Source organism: Serratia sp. HMSC15F11, assembly GCF_001808215.1.
Classification (GTDB): domain Bacteria; phylum Pseudomonadota; class Gammaproteobacteria; order Enterobacterales; family Enterobacteriaceae; genus Serratia; species Serratia nevei.
In genome coordinates this window covers 1-19,221 of record NZ_KV792458.1, presented here as the reverse complement: position 1 = coordinate 19,221, position 19,221 = coordinate 1, and the positions used below count along the sequence as shown (strand labels likewise).

Below are 19,221 nucleotides of genomic sequence, written 5' to 3'. Positions count from 1 at the left end.
GGGCGCCGCAGCGGCGCCCCTTGCCGTTGAAGGCTTATTGCTTGTCTTTGTAAACTTCAGCGATGGCGCTGAATTTACCGTGCTCGCGGCCTGCCAGGATCACGTAGTATTGACCGCCCTTTTCGTCCGCCAGTTTGGACAGCTCATCCTTGGCATCCATCGGCGAGGTGGTCTGCGCCGTGGTGGTCACGGTGCCGATCTTCTCGTATTTACCCGGGTTCTTATCCAGATCTTCCTTGGTCAGCAGGGTTGCCGCCATGGAGCCGAAAGACACCGAACCCAGCACTGTCGCTGCAATAATCATCTTCAATGATTTCATGACACTAACCTCTCAATGGATAATTTATCTGTTATGAAAGCCGTCAAGAATCCATGCGTAGTACATCAGGCTGCCGCGACATCCTCAGGCCTCGTTGCTTTCCCTGACGGGGCCTGTTTCCCAGAGACGAAACGCCAAAATGAAAAGCGCCGCGCGCGGTCTTTTCATTTTGCAGCCAACGCATTGACTCACTAAGTATCGAACAGCTTTGTCTTTTATCCACCCGGCGGCGTTTTTTTTCGCGCCCTATCGTGCGTTTTCCCGCCGCATTCAATGTGCTGCAATAAACGCTTCGATCATCGTCACAAATTCGTCGGGATGAGAGATAAACGGCGCATGGGCGGCTTTGGCCACGAGCTGCGACGTAGAATTCGGCCAGGCGGCGTCGAGCAGCTCGGCGACCTTGCGCGGCACCAGCCCATCCAGATAGCCGTAAATCCGCAGCAGCGGGAGCTCCAGCGCGGCCAACGGCGCACGCAGATCGGCGGTGCGCAGAATCTCCAGCCCGCCGTTCAACACCTCGACGCTTGGCGTCGGCTGGTTGAGCACCACCGCTTTCAGCTGGCGCGCATCCTGACGCGCGCTCTCGGTGCCCAGCGTCTGCAACGCCAGAAAACGCTCGACGGTGCGCTGGAAATCCAGGCTCAGCTGGTGTTGAAAGCCGCTCAGCACGTCCGGGCGGATCCCCGGCCACTCATCACGGGCGGCAAAGCACGGCGAGGAAGCCACGGTGATAAGCCCTTTGACCCGCTGCGGTTGCATCAGCGCCGCCTGGCTGGCCACCAGCCCGCCGAGCGACCAGCCTAGCCACCAGGCCTGCGACGGGGCGGCCGCCAGCACGATCTCCGTCATCTGCTCCAGCGACAGGGCGCCGAACCCCTGGCTGCGGCCGTACCCCGGCAGATCGACCAGGTGCAGGCGAAAATGCGGCGCCAGTCGCGCCTGAATGCAACTCCACACTTCGGCGTTCAATCCCCAGCCGTGCAGCAGCACAAGATCGCGTTCGCCTTCACCTATTGTTTGCCAGTACAGCGCTGTCATTGGTTATTGTCCTTTCATGCTTATCCGTCTCGGAGGCTCTATGCTATCAATCCGCAGCCGCTGTTGGCTATGCCGACAGCCGTTGAGCCTGATGCGTCATGGCATCTGCAGCTGCTGCCTGCGCCATCTGCCGGCCAGCCCACCGTGTTGCCCGCGCTGCGGGTTGCCCGCCGGGGAGACGCGAACGCCCTGCGGCCGCTGCCTGCAACGGCCGCCGCCCTGGCAACGGCTGGTGTTCGTTGGCGACTACGTTGCGCCCCTCAGCCAACTGGTAAAGAGGTTCAAGTTTCACCACGCGCCCGAGCTGGCACCGGCGCTGGCGCGCCTGATGCTGTTGCGCTGGCAGCTGGCGCGCAGAGAGCAGTATCTGAACAGACCCGACCTGATTTTAGCGGTACCCTTGCATGCATCACGTTGCTGGCGCCGCGGCTATAACCAGAGCGATCTGCTGGCCCGGCCGCTGGCGCGCTGGCTGGGCTGCCCCTATCGGCCCGCCGCCTTGCGCCGGGTACGCAAGACCGCCCAGCAACAGCGGCTGAACGCCGGAGCGCGCAGGCGCAATCTGCAGCGCGCGTTCATCTGCACCGTCTCGGTCGCCGGCCGGCATATCGCCCTGGTGGATGACGTGGTGACCACCGGCAGTACCGTCGCGGAGATCGCGGCGCTGCTGCGGCGGCAAGGCGCCGCCTCGGTGCAGATATGGTGCGTTTGCCGCACGTTGTAGTGCCACGGCAATGGGCGTATTATAACCGACTATAGAAGTCAACTATTGAGCTAATGCTATGATCCGTATAACAGATGCTGCACAGGAACACTTTGCCAAACTGCTGGCAAATCAAGAAGAAGGCACCCAAATCCGCGTATTCGTGATCAACCCGGGCACGCCGACGGCCGAATGCGGTGTCTCTTATTGCCCGCCGGACGCGGTAGAAGCGACGGATACCGAACTGAAGTTCGACAAACTGTCTGCCTATGTCGATGAGCTGAGCGCGCCGTATCTGGAAGACGCCGAAATCGACTTCGTGACCGACCAGCTGGGTTCTCAGCTGACGCTGAAGGCGCCGAACGCCAAAATGCGCAAGGTCGATGACAACGCGCCGCTGATGGAGCGCGTGGAATACGTGCTGCAGTCGCAGATCAACCCACAGCTGGCGGGCCACGGCGGCCGCGTGACGCTGATGGAGATCACCGACGACAACATGGCGATCCTGCAGTTCGGCGGCGGTTGCAACGGCTGTTCGATGGTCGACGTCACGCTGAAAGAAGGCATCGAGAAAGAGCTGCTGCAGAAGTTCCCGGAGCTGAAGGGTGTGCGTGATTTGACCGAGCACCAGCGCGGCGAGCACTCCTACTACTGATTCCCCTTCTTACTTGAAGTTGCAGCGTTGTTGGCTGCGTGCGCGCACCCCAGTCACTTACTTAAGTAAGCTCCTGGGGATTTACGCACTTGCCGCCTAGCTGCAACTCCAATTAATTCGGGTATCCATCATTTGGATAGGGCTACGGTCCTCATCCTTTGTCTTAATACAACGGCACTTGACCGTCACCCCACCGACACCTTGCGCCGCCGTTTGTCCAAATCCTTCAGCAGCCGGTTTATCCGCGGATCGGCGAACATCTCCTCCAGCGTTTGGGTCAGCTTGCGCCGCCAGTTAGGGTACTGGTCACTGGTGCCGGGAATATTGACCGGATCGGCCATGTCCAGCCAGTCTTCCGGCTGCAGGCCGAGCAGGGCGCTGGCGCTGTCGGCGACATAACGCTGCAGGCCGCGGTTAAGCAGCGGGCTCATGCCGAGCAGCGCCGCCCTCTTGCCCACCTTCTGCGGCACGCAGCCATAGCGATGCAACCCGTCAAGCAGCCCTTGCTTGGCGCGTTCCCGATCGGCGAACAGCTCCCGCAGGATCTCCGCGTCCGGATAGAGCCCCAGTCGGTTGCCCAGCGTCAGATCGCCGCTTTGCCAATAGCCGCGCAACGTCGGCAGATCGTGGGTGGTGATGGTCGCCATCGCCTGCACCGGATAGGCCTGCGGCGCGCGGAAATGGTGTTCACCGTCGCTTTCGAAATACAGCACTTTGTAAGAATAGACGCCACTGTCGCGCAGCTTGCCGACGATCTCTACCGGCACGGTGCCGAGATCCTCGCCGATCACCATGCAGCGGTGGCGCTGGCTTTCCAGCGCCAGCACCGCCAGCAGATCGTCCACCGGGTATTTGACGTAGGCGCCGCGATCGGCGGTTTCGCCATAAGGGATCCACCACAGCCGCAGCAGCGCCATGACGTGATCGATACGCAGCGCGCCGCAGCTGGTCATGTTGGCGCGCAAAAGATCGATGAACGGCTGATAACCGCGCGCCGCCATCACGTGCGGATCCATCGGCGGCAGGCCCCAGTTTTGCCCCAGCGGCCCCAGGATGTCCGGCGGCGCGCCGACCGACGCTTTCAGGCAGTACAGCTCGCGGTCGCACCAGGTTTCCGCCCCGCCTTCCGCCACCCCGACCGCCAGATCGCGATACAGACCAATCGGCATCTGCTGCTGCCGGCTCTGCTCAAAACACTGCGCAAACTGCGTGGCCGCCAGCCATTGCAGCCACAGGTAAAAGCGGACCGCGTCCTGATGTTTGTCGCAGAACTGCCGCACCGCTTCGCTCTGCCCCCGCCGATAGCCCTCGGGCCAGGCCGGCCATCCCCACTGGCTGGCGTCTTTGGCCGCCAGGTGGGCATGCAGCGCGTCGAACGCCGCCTGCTGATACAGGCTGTCGCCGCCCTCAGTCACGAACCGTTCGAACGCCTGACGCTGCGCGTCGTTCGGCTTGCGCGCCTGAAACAGCGGGAACGCCAGCTTCAGCGCCGCCAGCTTCAGCTGCATCACGGCGGTGTAATCCACCCACTCCGCGGCGCGCGCCTTGGCCAACTGCTTCTGCGTCGCCGGCTTCTGCCACCAGCGCTGCGCCGCATCGCTGCGCTGGAAATCCTCCACCGCGTTGACGTCGATATACGCCAGATTCAGCCAGCGGCGCGACGAGGGGCTGTAAGGGCTGGCGCTCTCCGGGTTGGCCGGATACAGCGCATGGATCGGATTGAGACCGACGAAGGCACCGCCGCGCTCCCCCACCTGCTCCACCATCAGACGCAGATCGCCGAAATCGCCGATGCCCCAGTTGCGATCGGAACGCAGCGTATACAGCTGAACGCAGGCGCCCCACAGTTTCTTGCCGGTCAGCAAGGCGTCCGGCTCGAAGCAGCGCCTCGGCGCGACGATCACTCGGCATGGCCACTGCCGTGCGCCCTGGCTCAGCGTCAATTGGTGATACCCCGCCGGCAGGTCGCCGGGCAGCGTCAGGGTCTTGCGCGCGCCGACGCGCCCCTGCAGGCATTCGCCGTCTTCACGCTGCAGCGCCCACAGGTAGTCGCCTTCGCCCGCCGGGGTCAGCGCCAGCGGCGCGCCCTGATAGAACACCTTGACCGCCGGCAACGGCGATGCCGCCCCTTCCTGCGCGGCATCGGCCCGGCTCATGGCCGCCAGCAGCTTGCGCTTGGTCTCCGGCTCAATCGCCTGCCGCTTGCCGTGGGCATTGATGAAATCGGCAGCGATCCCCGCCTGCGCTGCCGCCTGATCGATACGCTTACGATCCATTCGCTCTCCTTAACGTTTGGCTTGCCAGATGCGCTGCTGGTAATCGCGAATCGAGCGATCCGAGCTGAACATGCCGACGCGCGCAGTGTTAAGGATAGTCCGCCGCGTCCATTCGTCCCGATCGCGATACAGTTCGTCGACCCGGCGCTGCGCCTGGCAGTACGAGGCGAAGTCCGCCAGCACCAGATAGGGATCGCCGCCTTCCAGCAGGCTGTGCAGCATCATGTCGAACGCGTGCTTGTCGCCGTGGCTGAACGCGCCGCTCGCCAGCTCGTCCAAAATCGCCTTCAGGTGCTTGTCTTTTTTACGGTAGCTGAGCGGATCGTAGCCCTTCGCCAGTATCGCCTTCACCTGCTCCACGGTATTGCCGAAGATAAAGATATTGTCTTCGCCCACCTGCTCGGCGATTTCGACGTTGGCGCCGTCCAGCGTGCCGACCGTCAGCGCGCCGTTCAGCGCCAGCTTCATGTTGCCGGTGCCGGAGGCCTCTTTGCCGGCGGTGGAGATCTGCTCGGAGATATCCGCCGCCGGGATCATCAGTTCGGCCACCGACACGCGGTAGTCGGGAATGAACGCCACTTTCAGGCGATCTTTCACCAACGGATCGTTATTGATCTTCTCGGCCGCCTGGTTGATCGCGTAAATGATGTTTTTCGCCAGGTAGTAGCCCGGCGCCGCCTTGGCGCCGAACAGGAAGACGCGCGGCACGATGTCCAGATTCGGGTTGTCGCGCAGCTGGCGATACAGCGACAGGATGTGCAGCAGGTTCAGGTGCTGGCGTTTGTACTCGTGCAGACGCTTGATCTGCACGTCGAAAATTGCGTCCGGGTCGAGCGTCAACCCCATCACGCCGTGCACGTAATGGGCCAGCGCCACCTTGTTGTCACGTTTTATCTGCTGATAACGCTGGCGGAACGCCGCGTCGTCGGCGAATTTTTCCAGCCCGCGCAACGCATCGAGATCGTTCGCCCATTCCACCTTCAGCGTCTCGTCGATCAGGCCCGACAGCGCCGGGTTACACTGTTTCAGCCAGCGACGCGGCGTGATGCCGTTGGTGACGTTATGGAATTTGTTCGGCCACAGCTGGTGATATTCCGGGAACAGATCTTTCACCACCAGATCCGAGTGCAGCTGCGCCACGCCGTTGACCGCAAAGCCGCTGACCACGCACAGGTTGGCCATGCGCACCTGCTTGTTGTGATGCACCGCCAGTTTGGCCCACACCGCCTCGTCGCCCGGCCAGTGCTTATCCACCTGCTTTTTGAACCTGACGTTGATCTGTTTGATGATTGAGAAATGGCGCGGCAGCAGGCTGCGCACCAGTTTTTCATCCCAACATTCCAGCGCTTCCGGCATCAGGGTGTGGTTGGTATAGGCGAAGGTGTTGCTGGTGATCGCCCAGGCTGCCTCCCACTCCAGCTGGTGTTCGTCCAGCAGAATGCGCAGCATTTCCGGAATGGCGATGGTCGGGTGGGTGTCGTTCAGCTGGATCACTTCGTACTTCGGCAGCTCTTCAATCTTGCGGCCGGCCTGATGGTGCTTGCGCAAAATGTCCGCCACCGAGCAGGCGCACTGGAAATACTGCTGCATCAGGCGCAGGCGCTTGCCGGCCTGATGGTTGTCGTTCGGGTAGAGCACCTTGGTCAGCTTGTCGGCTTCTACGCCCTGCTTCTCCGCCTGCAGGAATTTGCCGTCGTTGAAATCGCTCAGGTTGAACGGATGCTGATGGGTCGCCTGCCACAGGCGCAGCGGCTGCGCCACGCCGTTGCGATATCCCAGCACCGGCAGATCCCAGGCTTCGCCGCGCAGGGTGAAGGCCGGGCGCCACAGTTCACGGCCGTCGGCCTGCTTTTCCAGCTTGCCGCCGATGCCCACGTCCACCGCCAGCGCGGCGTTGTGGCGGAACCACGGGTAGCTCTCGCGCTGCCAGTTATCCGGCGCCTCTTGCTGCTGCCCGCCCTGGAACGACTGGCGGAACAGCCCGTACTGGTAGTTCAGCCCATAGCCGGTGGCCGGCTGCTCCACCGTCGCCATCGAGTCGAGGAAACAGGCCGCCAAGCGCCCCAGCCCGCCGTTGCCCAGCGCCGGATCGGTTTCCTGCTCCAGCAAATCCGCCAGCTTGACGTTCTGCTCCGCCAGCGCCTGCTCGACGGTGTCGTACCAGCCCAGGTTGATCAGGTTGTTCGCCGTCAGCCGGCCGATCAGAAACTCCATTGAGATGTAGTTCACGTGGCGCAGCGGTTTGGCGCTTTTGCGTGGCGCCGGCTGAGCGGCCAACTGCTCGGCCAGCGCCGCACTGACGGCTTCCCACCATTGATGCTGCGTCATCTGCTGTGCGGAACTGAGGCCGAACCGTTGCCACTGGCGGGCAAGCGCCGCCAGAAAAGCATCCTTCTTGAGCGTAGGCTGTGACATAAGGAAAACTCTCTATCCAGTAAGTGGGTCAAATTGCCGCTATCGTGCCGGTGAGAAAGCCTGACGGCATCATCCCGCCTGGGGATTAGCTGGGGAGGAGGATTGGGGCGTAGCTGGAATTGTGATCTCAGGCACTTTTTGACTCCCTTGCAACGATGCAAAAAAGCCCGCCAACGCGTGCGGCGAGCACTGAGAACGTTAACCATGACGTTAGCACAAGTATTCGCACTGCTGAAGTTTTGTCCATGGCCGGAAATGCGATCTGCAACCGCCTCGCCGCGCGCCGGCGCCAAACGTAAAAAAGTGTGATCGATAGCAACTTAACTCCAAGCCGATGCGGAAGCTTGTTGCAATACGTTTAGGGTTGGCAGAAGTTAGGGGGAGCTATTAATTACGAACCATAAAATAATTAGCACCACTCCAATCCCGGCGGGAACCGCGATTTATACCCTGGAATACTATGCTGATCCCATCAAAACTGAGCCGCCCGGTACGGCTGCAAAATACCGTGATCCGCGATCGCCTGCTGGCCAAACTGGCCAGCGCGGGCAACTATCGCCTGACACTGGTCAATTGCCCGGCGGGATACGGGAAAACCACGCTGATCGCCCAATGGGCGGCCGGCAAGGCCGATTTGGGCTGGTATTCCCTGGATGAGAGCGACAACCAGCCGGAGCGCTTCGCCAGCTACCTGATCGCCGCGCTGCAGCAGGCCAGCGGCGGCCGCTGCGTCAAGAGCGAGGCGCTGAGCCAGAAGCATCAGTACGCCAGCCTGTCGGCGCTGTTCGCCCAGCTGTTTATCGAGCTGGCCGACTGGCACCAGCCGCTGTACCTGGTGATCGACGACTACCACCTTATCACCAACGACGCCATCCACGAAGCCATGCGCTTTTTCCTTCGCCATCAGCCGGAAAACCTGACGCTGATCCTGCTCTCACGCACCCTGCCGCCGCTCGGCATCGCCAATCTGCGGGTGCGCGATCAGCTGTTGGAAATGGGTACGCAGCAGCTGGCGTTTACCCATCAGGAAGCCAAACAGTTCTTCGACTGCCGCCTGGCGGCGCCGATGGAACAGCAGGACAGCAGCCGCCTGTGCGACGAAGTCGAAGGCTGGGCCACCGCGCTGCAGCTGATCGCGCTGTCGGCCCGTCAGTCCGCCTCGTCGGCCCAGCTGTCGGCCAAGCGCCTGGCGGGGCTGAACGCCAGTCACCTGTCAGACTACCTGGTGGACGAAGTGCTGGATCACGTCGATGCCGATGCGCGCGCCTTCCTGCTGCGCTGTTCGGTGCTGCGCTCGATGAACGACGCGCTGATCGTGCGGCTGACCGGCGAAGACAACGGCCAGCAGCGGCTGGAGGAGCTGGAGCGTCAGGGGCTGTTTATCCACCGCATGGACGACACCGGCGAATGGTTCAACTTCCACCCGCTGTTCGCCTCTTTCCTGCGCCAGCGTTGCCAGTGGGAACTGGCGCTGGAGCTGCCGGGGTTGCACCGCGCCGCTGCCGAAGGCTGGCTGGCGCTGGGGTATCCGGCGGAGGCCATTCACCACGCGCTGGCGGCCAGCGACGTCAGCATGCTGCGCGATATCCTGCTGCAACACGCCTGGTCGCTGTTCCACCACAGCGAACTGGCCTTGCTGGAGGAGTGCCTCAACGCGCTGCCGTATGAGCGCCTGATCCAAAACCCCAAGCTGGCGCTGCTGCAGGCCTGGCTGGCGCAGAGCCAGCACCGCTACGGCGAGGTCAACACCCTGCTGGAGCGCGCCGAGCGCACCATGCGCGAACAGAAAATCGAGATAGACCAAACGCTGCACGCCGAGTTCGACGCCTTGCGCGCCCAGGTGGCGATCAACGCCGGCAAACCGGAAGAAGCCGAGCGGCTGGCGACCGAAGCGTTGAAATTCCTGCCGCTGTCCAGCTACTACAGCCGCATCGTCGCCACCTCGGTGACCGGCGAAGTGCACCACTGCAAGGGCGAACTGGCGCGCGCGCTGCCGATGATGCAGCAGACCGAGCAGATGGCGCGTCGCCATCAGGCCAACCATTACGCGCTCTGGGCGCTGCTGCAGCAGAGCGAAATCCTTATCGCCCAAGGCTTCCTGCAGGCCGCTTACGAAACCCAGGACAAGGCGTTCGAACTGATCCGCGAGCAGCACCTGGAACAGCTGCCGATGCACGAATTTCTGCTGCGCATCCGCGCCCAGATCCTGTGGTCATGGTCACGGTTGGACGAAGCGGAAGACGCGGCGCGCGCCGGGCTGAAAATTCTGGCCAACTACCAACCGCAGCAGCAGCTGCAGTGCATCGCCATGTTGGCCAAATGCTCGCTGGCGCGCGGCGATCTGGACAATGCCAATACTCACCTGCAGCGCTGCGAAACCCTGCTGCACGGCGCCCATTACCATCGCGACTGGCTGACCAACACCGACAAGTCACGGGTGATCCACTGGCAGATGACCGGCGACACCGCCGCCGCCGCCCAGTGGCTGCGCCACACCGAAAAGCCCGGCATGGCGGACAACCACTTCACGCAGGGCCAGTGGCGCAACATTGCGCGGGTGCAGATTCTGCTCGGCCAGTATGACGAGGCCGGCGTGGTGCTGGATGAACTGAACGAGAACGCCCGCCGGCTGCGGCTGGTGAGCGATCTCAACCGCAACCTGCTGCTCAGCAACCAGCTGTACTGGCTGCAAGAGCGCAAGGGCGAAGCGCAGCAGGCGTTGATCGAAGCGCTGTCGCTGGCCAACCGCACCGGCTTTATCAGCCATTTCGTCATCGAGGGCGAAGCGATGGCGCAGCAGCTGCGCCAGCTGATCCAGCTCAACACGCTGCCGGAGCTGGAACAGCATCGTGCCCAGCGCATTCTGCGCGACATCAACCAGCATCATCGGCACAAGTTCGCGCATTTTGACGAGAACTTCGTCGATAAGCTGCTGACCCACCCGCAGGTGCCGGAGCTGATCCGCACCAGCCCGCTCACCCAGCGCGAATGGCAGGTGCTGGGGCTTATCTATTCCGGCTACAGCAACGACCAGATCGCCGGTGAGCTGGACGTGGCGGCTACCACCATCAAGACGCACATCCGCAACCTGTACCAGAAGCTCGGCGTGGCCCATCGCCAGGAAGCGGTGCAGCAGGCGCAGCAGCTGTTGAAGATGATGGGGTACGGCGCTTAAAAACCCTGATATCCCTCTGGTCTTAAACGCCGCAGAGTTGGTTACAATAGCGGCGTCCCCCAATTACGAGGCAGTCAGCAGTATGGAACAGTTCGAAGCGATCAACGTTGAGCAGGCGTACACCCGCTGGAAAGAGGGCAGCGCCGCCCTGGTCGACATCCGCGATCCGCAAAGTTTTGAAGCCGGGCATACGCCAGGCGCCTTTCATCTCACCAACGCCACCCTGTCGGCCTTTATGCAACAAAACGACTTCGAGCGGCCGGTGATGGTGATGTGCTACCACGGCAACAGCAGCCGCAGCGCGGCGCAGTACCTGCTGCACCAGGGGTTCGACGCGGTCTACAGCATCGACGGCGGCTTCGAGGCCTGGGCCCGTCAGTATCCGCAAGACGTGGAAACCTCTGCCTGATCCCCGCCGCCCGCCGCGCATCGGCGGGCTTCCCCCTTCATTTTTATGCGCGTTTTCGCGGGTTTTTCGCAGATCCGTTTGCCAGCGCTCAGGATTTCGACGTTATAATCGGCCGTCAGGGTCGCCGACGAGCAAGCCGCGGCCAAAATCATTCACTTACGACGGAAGAGCAATGGTTAGAGTAATCGCCATATCCAACCCGCGCCTGGCGCTGGCCTTTGTCGACTATATGGCGACCCAGGGCATCCGGCTTGAGCTGCGCAACAGCGGCGAGGCGGCGGAAATCTGGCTGGCCGACGACGGCCACCTCGAACAGGTGCAACACGAGCTGCAGCAGTTTCTGGTCGATCCGCTCAACCGCCGTTATCAGGCCGCCAGCTGGCAGACCGGCCATACCGACGCCGGCCTGCACTATCAGAGCGAATCCTACCTGCACACCCTGCGCAGCAAGGCCGGGCCGCTGACGCTCGGCGTGATGGTACTGTGCATCGCGGTCTACATCCTGATGCAGGCGCTGGGCGACGACACCGTGATGTACTGGCTCTCCTGGCCGCAGGACAGCAGCCAATACACGCAGCTGTGGCGCTGGGTCAGCCATGCGTTCCTGCATTTCTCCCTGCTGCATATCCTGTTTAACCTGATGTGGTGGTGGTATCTCGGCGGCCAGATGGAAAAACGCCTCGGCGCCGGCAAGCTGTTCGTGCTGGCGGTGGTGTCGGCCTTCTTCAGCGGCTGGGCGCAATCGCTGTTCAGCGGCGCGCTGTTCGGCGGGCTGTCGGGCGTGGTCTATGCGCTGATGGGCTATGTGTGGCTGACGGGTGAACGGGCGCCGGAGCGCGGCCTGATGCTGCCGCGCGGGCTGATGGTGTTCTCGGTGCTGTGGTTGGTGGCCGGATATTTCGATATTTTAGGAATGTCGATCGCCAACGCGGCACACGTAGCCGGTTTAGTGTTAGGGTTATTGATGGCATTTTGGGATACGCGTCATCGCGCACACAACGAACAATAACAGCCGGGAGCTGTGCCCAGCGGGCATAGCGGGCGTTTTAGGGGATTATCGTGAAGCAAACACAGCGTCATGACGCAATTATCGAGCTGGTGCGCCTGCAGGGTTACGTCAGCACGGAAGAGCTGGTGGAACATTTTGACGTCAGCCCGCAAACGATTCGCCGCGATTTGAATGACCTGGCCGACCAGAACAAGATCCAGCGTCACCACGGCGGCGCGGCGCTGCCTTCCAGCTCGGTCAACGCTGCTTATAACGATCGCAAGGTGATGTGGTCGGAAGAGAAAGCCCGCATCGCGCAGCGCGTCGCCAGCCAGATCCCGGACGGCGCCACGCTGTTCATCGATATCGGCACCACGCCGGAAGCGGTGGCCCATGCGCTGATGAACCACAAGAACCTGCGCGTGGTCACCAACAACCTCAACGTCGCCACCCTGCTGACCGCCAAGGAAGACTTCCGTCTGATCCTGGCCGGCGGCGAAGTGCGCACCCGCGACGGCGGCATCATGGGCGAAGCCACCCTGGACTTCATCTCTCAATTCCGCCTCGATTACGGCATTCTCGGCATCAGCGGCATCGATATGGACGGCTCGCTGCTCGAATTCGACTATCACGAAGTGCGCACCAAACGAGCGATTATCGAAAATTCCCGCTGCGTGATGCTGGTTACCGACCACTCCAAATTCGGCCGCAACGCCATGGTCAACCTGGGCAACATGAATCTGATCGACTACCTGTTTACCGACCAGTTACCGCCGCCGAGCGTGATGAAAATCATCGAGCAGTACGACGTGCAGCTGGAGCTGTGCTGATCCGCTGTTAACCTGCGGGGCGCGCCGCCGCCCCGTTTCCTCCCACCCGCCCCTCTTCATCGACAGCCGTTTGCGCGCTCGCGCCATATCCATATCATTTATGTGACTATCATCACCAAACTGTTACCTCTATCACGCCTAAATGTTTTTGTTTGGTTAAGTCTTGGCTTGCTTGTTGGTTTTTGATTACAATCATGAGCGAAAACGAACACGAAAGAGCTATTTCGAACATCTGGAGGAAGATGACGTGGAAACCAAAGACTTGATCGTTATCGGTGGCGGCATCAACGGTGCCGGCATCGCGGCGGATGCTGCCGGGCGCGGGCTGTCGGTACTGCTACTGGAAGCGCAAGACTTGGCCTGTGCTACGTCTTCCGCCAGTTCCAAACTGATCCACGGTGGCCTGCGCTACCTGGAACACTACGAATTCCGTCTGGTGAGCGAAGCGCTGGCCGAGCGTGAAGTGCTGCTGAAGCTGGCGCCGCACATCGCGTTCCCGATGCGTTTCCGCCTGCCGCACCAGCCGCACCTGCGTCCGGCCTGGATGATCCGTATCGGCCTGTTCCTGTACGATCACCTGGGCAAACGCACCAGCCTGCCGGGCAGCAAGGGCTTGCGCTTTGGACCAGAATCGGTGCTGAAGCCTGAACTGAAGCGCGGTTTCGAATATTCCGACTGCTGGGTCGACGATGCTCGCCTGGTGGTGCTGAACGCGCAGGAAGTCGAAAAACGCGGCGGCGAAGTGCGCACCCGCACCAAAGTGACCCGCGCATGGCGTGAAAACGGCCTGTGGATGGTGGAAGCGGTCGATATCGACAGCGGCAAAACCTTCACCTGGCGCGCCAAAGGCCTGGTGAACGCCACCGGCCCGTGGGTGAAAAACTTCTTCGACGACGGCCTGAAGCTGAAATCGCCTTACGGCATCCGCCTGATCAAAGGCAGCCACATCGTGGTGCCGCGCGTGCACGATCAGCCGCAGTCTTACATTCTGCAGAACGAAGACCACCGCATCGTGTTCGTGATCCCGTGGAATGACGAGTTCTCCATCATCGGCACCACCGACGTGGAGTACAAAGGCGATCCGAAGGACGTGAAGATCGACGAGAACGAAATCGCTTATCTGCTGAAAGTGTACAACGATCACTTCAAGAAGCAGCTGGGCCGAGACGACATCGTCTGGACATACTCCGGCGTGCGTCCGCTGTGCGACGACGAATCCGATTCGCCGCAGGCGATCACCCGCGATTACACGCTGGACGTGCACGACGAGCAAGGCAAGGCACCGCTGCTGTCGGTCTTCGGCGGCAAGCTGACCACCTACCGCAAGCTGGCCGAGCACGCGATGGAAAAACTGGCCCACTACTACCCAGGCTGCGGCCCGGCGTGGACCAAAAACGCCACGCTGCCAGGCGGTGACATCGGCGGCGATCGCGACGGCTACGCAGCCAAACTGCGCCGTGCGCACGGCTGGCTGCCGGAAGCCCTGGCGCGCCGCTATGCCCGCACCTACGGCAGCCAGAGCGAGCTGATCCTGGCCGGTGCCAACGGCCTCGGCGATCTGGGCGAAGATTTCGGCCACGGTCTGTATGAAGCCGAACTGCGCTACCTGACCGACAAAGAGTGGGTCGTAGAGCTGGACGACGCCATCTGGCGCCGCACCAAGCTGGGCATGTGGCTGGACGAAGCGCAGCAGGCGCGGGTGAAAGCCTGGCTGGCGGAACACGCGAAAACGAAAGCGCTGTCTCTGGCTTCCTGAGCCGCAGCGTAACGAAAAAAGGGCCGGTTATCCGGCCCTTTTCTTTTTCCATTTGCCGTCCACGTCGCCAACCTCACTAAAGGCGCCAGCCGAACCCCGCGCTTTCACCAAACCACCGCATCGCCCGTTCCCGCAGCGCATTGACCAGGGGCGAGTCGCTGCTGGCGCGCGGCTCAGCCAGAACAATACGCTGTGGCGGCAACGGTTCGGCAATGGGACGGATGGCCAATGGCTGTCCATCGTAGCTGTGATCGCCAAAGGGTCGGGTGTAAGCCACGGCGACACCAAAACCGTTGGCCACCAGACCACGCTGCAATTCGAGGGAGTAGGCCTTACTGAGACGCTGTGGCTGCAGACCGTGGAAGTGGAACAACTCCAGGAAATGCTGTGAGCTGTAGGCTTGATTCGTCAACACCAACGGGTAGTTACAGAGCTGCCGCAGACTGACCTCACCTTGCTCAGCCAATGGGTGATCGGCCGGCAGCAGTGCATGAGCGGACAGTTCACATAACACGGTGCTGCGTATCCGATCCGGCAGGCCGAGATCATAGCTGAGCGCCGCGTCCAACGTGCCGTTGCTTAACTGCTTGCTGATTTGGTCGAAGCCATATTCACGAATCGAGACCCCAATCGCCGGATGACTTTCTTTCAGCCCCCGCAACAGCTGCGGCAGGCAGTAAGGCGCCAAATCTTCAAAACACCCCAACGTCAGCTCACCGGACAAGGTTCTGCGCTCGTCGGCCAGGCGTTCCAGCTCGTGCACGCCGGCAACTATCTGCTGGGCCTTGTCCATCGCGTGTCGCCCAAATGGCGTGAGCGTCACCCCTTGCCCTCGCTGGCGCACAAACAGCGCTTTCCCCATAAGCTCTTCCAATTCATTGAGCGCAGCGGAAACCGCCGGCTGCGAGACATTCAAGTGCTCGGCAGCCTGTGTGATATTGCCGTGGCGAGTCACCGCCAAGGCGCAGCGAATATGGCGCAGCGTAATCTTCATAAAAAAACCTGAGGAGCCAGATCGGAACATATTATTTTATTTTTGGAAGGCTCTGACGAATAGTCCAATGGTGGTCGCCGAGATCATGGCGGCCGTCACAAAGGAGCCATTATGAACCAGTCAGTCACCTCTTTGGTCTCAAAGGACGATGTCGCCACTTTCCAACGCGATGGTGCTATTTGCCTGCGTGGTGCGTTCAAAGATTGGATCGAACCTATCGCCGAAGGCATAGCGCGCAACCAGCGTGAGCCGGGACCATACGCCACTAACGTCGTCACCACCGGTGAACCGGGCGGTTTCTTCGATGATTACTGCAACTGGGAACGCATCCCCGAATTTGCCGCCGTAGTTCGTGAATCGCCCGCAGCCGGTATTGCGGCGGCGGTCATGCAATCTGCCAGCGCGCAATTCTTTCACGACCATGTGCTGGTCAAGGAGCCGGGTACGCAGAAACCGACGCCCTGGCATCAGGACATCCCTTATTATTTTCTCGATGGCGAACAGACCGTCAGTCTGTGGCTCCCAGTTGACCCCGTGCGCGAGGCAACCCTGCGCCTGATCGCCGGTTCCCACCAATGGTCGCAATGGGTATTGCCGTTGCGCTGGAAGGACGACGGTAACTTCTACGAGGATAGCAGCCGTTATCGTCCGGTACCCAATCCGGATATCGAACCCAACATGTCGGTTTTAGAGTGGGAAATGGAACCTGGCGATGCGGTGCTGTTCGACTTTCGCACCGTGCACGGCGCGCGGGGCAACCTGAGCACATCCCGGCGGCGCGTACTTTCACTGCGCTGGTTAGGCGAAGATGTGCGCTATGCCGAACGCCCGGGGAAAACGTCCCCCCCCTATCCCAACCATGGCATGCAACCTGGCCAGCGCCTGCGTCCGGATTGGTTCCCGCAAATCTGGCCTGAAACCTAAGCGCGTCCCACCTGCACAATAAAAGAGAGCCTGACAGCGTCTCAGCCGACGATCAGGCCAAACATCGCTGCTGAGGAGAGAGTTATGTCGTTTCACACCATCTTGCCCGAAGTACACGAGCTGATGCCGCCCATGGTGGCGCTGCGCCAGCACCTGCACGCCCATCCTGAATTGAGCGAAGAAGAGTTCGACACCAGTCGTTTGGTCGCGGACAAGCTGCGCGATTGGGGTTATGACGTCCATCACGGCTTAGCGGGAACCGGCGTCGTCGCGTCGCTGCGCAAAGGACAAAGCCAGCGCATTGTTGGCCTGCGAGCCGATATGGACGCGTTGCCGATCGTCGAAACCAGTGGCCTGCCTTACGCCAGCCGCCACAGTGGCAAAATGCATGCCTGCGGCCACGACGGCCATACCGCTATGCTCTTGGCCGCCGGCCAATGTCTGGCTCAAAGTATCGATTTCGACGGCACCGTGCGTCTTATCTTTCAACCCGCCGAGGAGGGATTCCTGGGGGCGAAGAGAATGGTCGAAGACGGCCTGTTTCAACGCTTCCCCTGCGATGCGGTATTCGCCCTGCACAATTGGCCAGGATTGCCGGTAGGCTGCTTCGGCTTCCTGCCAGGAGCCTTCATGGCCTCGGCCGATACGGTAACGATCCGCATCAACGGCCGGGGTGGCCACGGTGCCATGCCCCACGAAACGGCCGATCCGGTCGTCGCCGCGGCCTCTCTGGTCATGGCATTGCAAACCGTCGTCGCACGCAATCTGCCGCCGTTGGACACGGGCGTCGTTGGGATAGGATCAATTCATGGCGGCAGCAGTTCTACAGTGGTGCCAACCTGCGTAGAACTGGCGATCACCGTCAGAGCGCTGAAGGAAACCACGCGCCACCTGTTGTTGCAACGCATTGAAGCCCTGGCGCATGCCCAAGCCGCAGCCTTTGGCACAACGGCCGAAGTCTCTGTCGATGCCAATGCTTATCCGGTGCTCTATAACCATCCTGAAGAAACCGATCTGGCTCGCTCGGTGGCGCTCTCATGGCTCGGGGAGGATGGCGTGCTTCCCGACATGCAGCCGATGACCTGCAGCGAGGATTTCTCTTTCATGCTGCAGGCCTGCCCTGGCAGCTATCTGATCATGGGCAATGGCCAAGGGACGGAAGGCGGTTGTCCGTTGCATAACCCCGCCTATGACTTCAATGATGCGGCGCTGCCCTATGGGGCCAGTTACTGGGTGAGGCTGGTGAGCACGTTCCTCAAACCCGCCGGCTGATTCATCCCCGACATCGTTCATTCAGACCGGGGGCATTCTGCCCGGCAGCTCAGCCTATGCCTCCCTTGTCTGCAAGGAGAACATCATGACCGCCACTTCCACCCTCTCCGCACCGAGTGCGGGGACGAACCTGTACGCATCGCGCCGGCGAGTCATCGCCGGCACCACAATTGGCAATGCCCTGGAGTTTTTCGACTTCACGGTATTCAGTTTTCTGATGCTGTTTATCGGCCCGCTGTTTTTCCCCGCCGCTTCAGCTTATGGTCAGTTGTTGTTGACCACTGCCACGTTCGGCGTGGGTTTCCTTATGCGGCCGGTCGGCGCGCTGCTAATCGGCTCTTATTCCGACCGCTTCGGGCGCCGCTCGGCGATGGCGCTGACCCTGTTTCTGATGGGATTGGGTTGCGCCATGATGGCTCTGGCGCCAACGTATAAACAAATCGGCATTATGGCGCCCTTGATCATCATGCTGGCGCGTTTGATACAGGGTTTTGCCGCCGGCGGGGAAGTCGGCGCGGCTACCACCTTACTGGTAGAACATGCGCCACCTGCGCAAAGAGGGTTTTACGCCAGTTGGCAATTCGGCAGCCAATCGCTGGGCATTTTTCTCGGCGCCGTCATGGTCGCCGCGCTGGTTGCTGGCCTGGACCAACAGGCGATGAGCGATTGGGGATGGCGAGTGCCGTTTTTCATCGGCATGCTCACCGCACCGGTAGGGTGGTATATCCGCCGCCATCTTGAGGATACCCTCATCATTGGCTTATCCACCCAACAGGCCAAACAACATGCCGCCTGCCGCAGCCCGCTGCGCGAGCTGTTCGGACAACACAAACTGACGTTGGTTAAAAGCGTATTGCTGATGCTGGGCGCTATGGTTTCGACTCAAATCATCGCTTTTTATATGCCGGCCTATGCCGCCCGGGTGCTAGGTCTGCCTACCACCTCCAGCTTGCTGGCAAGCGTCGTCGTGGGGATCACCTGTTTTCTGCTCTCACCTCCGGTTGGCTGGCTGGCGGATCGCTATGGGCGCAAACGGGTGATCTTTTACTCGCGGCTGCTGACGCTGGTGGCGATTGTCCCCAGTTTCCAGTGGCTGAACGCCGCGCCCAGCCTCTTTAACCTACTGCTGATTATCGGCCTGCTATCCATGCTGTTAACCCTACAAACGGTGCCGGGCATTACCATGCTGCCGGAGATGTATCCCAAATCGATCCGCACCACCGGCATGGCGGCAGCTTACGGCATTGGCGTTTCGGTATTTGGTGGATTCGCGCAGTTCTTCGTGACCTGGTTACTGCAGGTGACCGGACAACCCCTCGCACCGGCCTGGTACATGATGACGACGGTCGCCCTGTCCACGCTGGCGCTGCTGTGGATACGCGATCGTACCGGCGAAGATATCGATCGCATCACGAGTGAGGAATTAGCGCCATAGTAAAAGACCACCTCCTGAGGAGGTGGCTT

Annotated in this window: 15 protein-coding genes; 10 read left to right on the top strand and 5 right to left on the bottom strand. The window is 61.2% G+C overall.

Annotated features, from left to right (window positions below; translation table 11 throughout):
* Positions 1-34 precede the first annotated feature (34 nt).
* Both HMPREF3138_RS11655 and bioH read right to left on the bottom strand, forming a co-directional pair.
* A complete protein-coding gene (locus HMPREF3138_RS11655; protein WP_038878189.1) occupies positions 35-319 on the bottom strand; it encodes a YdgH/BhsA/McbA-like domain containing protein in 285 nt (94 codons plus the stop codon).
* A 270-nt stretch (positions 320-589) separates the two neighbouring features.
* Positions 590-1,360 (bottom strand): pimeloyl-ACP methyl ester esterase BioH, encoded by a 771-nt coding sequence (gene bioH, locus HMPREF3138_RS11650; RefSeq protein WP_038878191.1) that lies wholly within the window; start codon positions 1,358-1,360, stop codon positions 590-592.
* A 40-nt stretch (positions 1,361-1,400) separates the two neighbouring features.
* Here bioH and gntX point away from each other — a divergent pair, with 40 nt between their 5' ends.
* Together gntX and nfuA are read left to right on the top strand one after the other, a co-directional pair.
* The gene (gene gntX / locus HMPREF3138_RS11645; protein WP_038878194.1) at positions 1,401-2,084 is read left to right on the top strand and encodes a DNA utilization protein GntX; all 684 of its coding nucleotides are present in this window, start codon (positions 1,401-1,403) and stop codon (positions 2,082-2,084) included.
* A 58-nt stretch (positions 2,085-2,142) separates the two neighbouring features.
* Entirely contained in the window at positions 2,143-2,718 is a 576-nt protein-coding gene (nfuA, locus tag HMPREF3138_RS11640) for a Fe-S biogenesis protein NfuA (RefSeq protein ID WP_033631902.1), read from the top strand.
* A 185-nt stretch (positions 2,719-2,903) separates the two neighbouring features.
* On the opposite strand, the gene malQ is transcribed toward nfuA, so the two are convergent.
* Positions 2,904-4,994 carry a 4-alpha-glucanotransferase gene (malQ, locus tag HMPREF3138_RS11635; RefSeq protein ID WP_038878198.1) on the bottom strand — a complete coding sequence of 697 codons (2,091 nt, stop codon included), beginning with the start codon at positions 4,992-4,994 and terminating at the stop codon, positions 2,904-2,906.
* A gap of 9 nt (positions 4,995-5,003) precedes the next feature.
* A complete protein-coding gene (gene malP, locus HMPREF3138_RS11630) occupies positions 5,004-7,409 on the bottom strand; it encodes a maltodextrin phosphorylase (protein WP_038878201.1) in 2,406 nt (801 codons plus the stop codon).
* Between the two features lie 460 nt (positions 7,410-7,869).
* Here malP and malT point away from each other — a divergent pair, with 460 nt between their 5' ends.
* The 5 genes from malT to glpD all read left to right on the top strand — a co-directional run bounded on the left by malT (position 7,870) and on the right by glpD (position 14,567).
* Positions 7,870-10,584, top strand: a complete 2,715-nt coding sequence (malT, locus tag HMPREF3138_RS11625; protein WP_048232095.1) for an HTH-type transcriptional regulator MalT — start codon at positions 7,870-7,872, stop codon at positions 10,582-10,584.
* Positions 10,585-10,666: 82 nt separating this feature from the next.
* Positions 10,667-10,993, top strand: a complete 327-nt coding sequence (gene glpE, locus HMPREF3138_RS11620; RefSeq protein WP_004930790.1) for a thiosulfate sulfurtransferase GlpE — start codon at positions 10,667-10,669, stop codon at positions 10,991-10,993.
* A gap of 172 nt (positions 10,994-11,165) precedes the next feature.
* Complete coding sequence (glpG, locus tag HMPREF3138_RS11615; protein ID WP_038878206.1) at positions 11,166-12,002, top strand: rhomboid family intramembrane serine protease GlpG; 837 nt, start codon at positions 11,166-11,168, stop codon at positions 12,000-12,002.
* 50 nt (positions 12,003-12,052) lie between these two features.
* Complete coding sequence (locus tag HMPREF3138_RS11610) at positions 12,053-12,811, top strand: DeoR/GlpR family transcriptional regulator (RefSeq protein WP_004930797.1); 759 nt, start codon at positions 12,053-12,055, stop codon at positions 12,809-12,811.
* Between the two features lie 247 nt (positions 12,812-13,058).
* On the top strand, positions 13,059-14,567 hold the full coding sequence (gene glpD / locus HMPREF3138_RS11605; RefSeq protein ID WP_038878209.1) for a glycerol-3-phosphate dehydrogenase: 1,509 nt from the start codon (positions 13,059-13,061) through the stop codon (positions 14,565-14,567).
* Between the two features lie 76 nt (positions 14,568-14,643).
* Here glpD and HMPREF3138_RS11600 read toward each other — a convergent pair whose 3' ends face one another.
* On the bottom strand, positions 14,644-15,561 hold the full coding sequence (locus HMPREF3138_RS11600; protein WP_038878212.1) for a LysR family transcriptional regulator: 918 nt from the start codon (positions 15,559-15,561) through the stop codon (positions 14,644-14,646).
* Positions 15,562-15,672: 111 nt separating this feature from the next.
* On the opposite strand from HMPREF3138_RS11600, the gene HMPREF3138_RS11595 reads away from it, so the two are divergent.
* The 3 genes from HMPREF3138_RS11595 to HMPREF3138_RS11585 all read left to right on the top strand — a co-directional run bounded on the left by HMPREF3138_RS11595 (position 15,673) and on the right by HMPREF3138_RS11585 (position 19,192).
* Complete coding sequence (locus tag HMPREF3138_RS11595) at positions 15,673-16,485, top strand: phytanoyl-CoA dioxygenase family protein (RefSeq protein ID WP_038878214.1); 813 nt, start codon at positions 15,673-15,675, stop codon at positions 16,483-16,485.
* Positions 16,486-16,569: 84 nt separating this feature from the next.
* Positions 16,570-17,757, top strand: a complete 1,188-nt coding sequence (locus tag HMPREF3138_RS11590; RefSeq protein WP_038878217.1) for a M20 aminoacylase family protein — start codon at positions 16,570-16,572, stop codon at positions 17,755-17,757.
* 85 nt (positions 17,758-17,842) lie between these two features.
* Complete coding sequence (locus HMPREF3138_RS11585; protein WP_038878220.1) at positions 17,843-19,192, top strand: MFS transporter; 1,350 nt, start codon at positions 17,843-17,845, stop codon at positions 19,190-19,192.
* Positions 19,193-19,221 lie beyond the last annotated feature (29 nt).

Coding starts and splice junctions, on each gene's coding strand:
- HMPREF3138_RS11595 (WP_038878214.1), top strand. CDS start 15,673: ATGAACCAGTCAGTCACCTCTTTGGTCTCAAAGGACGATGTCGCCACT.
- HMPREF3138_RS11585 (WP_038878220.1), top strand. CDS start 17,843: ATGACCGCCACTTCCACCCTCTCCGCACCGAGTGCGGGGACGAACCTG.
- malP (WP_038878201.1), bottom strand. CDS start 7,409: ATGTCACAGCCTACGCTCAAGAAGGATGCTTTTCTGGCGGCGCTTGCC.
- HMPREF3138_RS11600 (WP_038878212.1), bottom strand. CDS start 15,561: ATGAAGATTACGCTGCGCCATATTCGCTGCGCCTTGGCGGTGACTCGC.
- bioH (WP_038878191.1), bottom strand. CDS start 1,360: ATGACAGCGCTGTACTGGCAAACAATAGGTGAAGGCGAACGCGATCTT.
- glpG (WP_038878206.1), top strand. CDS start 11,166: ATGGTTAGAGTAATCGCCATATCCAACCCGCGCCTGGCGCTGGCCTTT.
- glpE (WP_004930790.1), top strand. CDS start 10,667: ATGGAACAGTTCGAAGCGATCAACGTTGAGCAGGCGTACACCCGCTGG.
- HMPREF3138_RS11655 (WP_038878189.1), bottom strand. CDS start 319: ATGAAATCATTGAAGATGATTATTGCAGCGACAGTGCTGGGTTCGGTG.
- malT (WP_048232095.1), top strand. CDS start 7,870: ATGCTGATCCCATCAAAACTGAGCCGCCCGGTACGGCTGCAAAATACC.
- HMPREF3138_RS11590 (WP_038878217.1), top strand. CDS start 16,570: ATGTCGTTTCACACCATCTTGCCCGAAGTACACGAGCTGATGCCGCCC.
- malQ (WP_038878198.1), bottom strand. CDS start 4,994: ATGGATCGTAAGCGTATCGATCAGGCGGCAGCGCAGGCGGGGATCGCT.
- gntX (WP_038878194.1), top strand. CDS start 1,401: ATGCTATCAATCCGCAGCCGCTGTTGGCTATGCCGACAGCCGTTGAGC.
- nfuA (WP_033631902.1), top strand. CDS start 2,143: ATGATCCGTATAACAGATGCTGCACAGGAACACTTTGCCAAACTGCTG.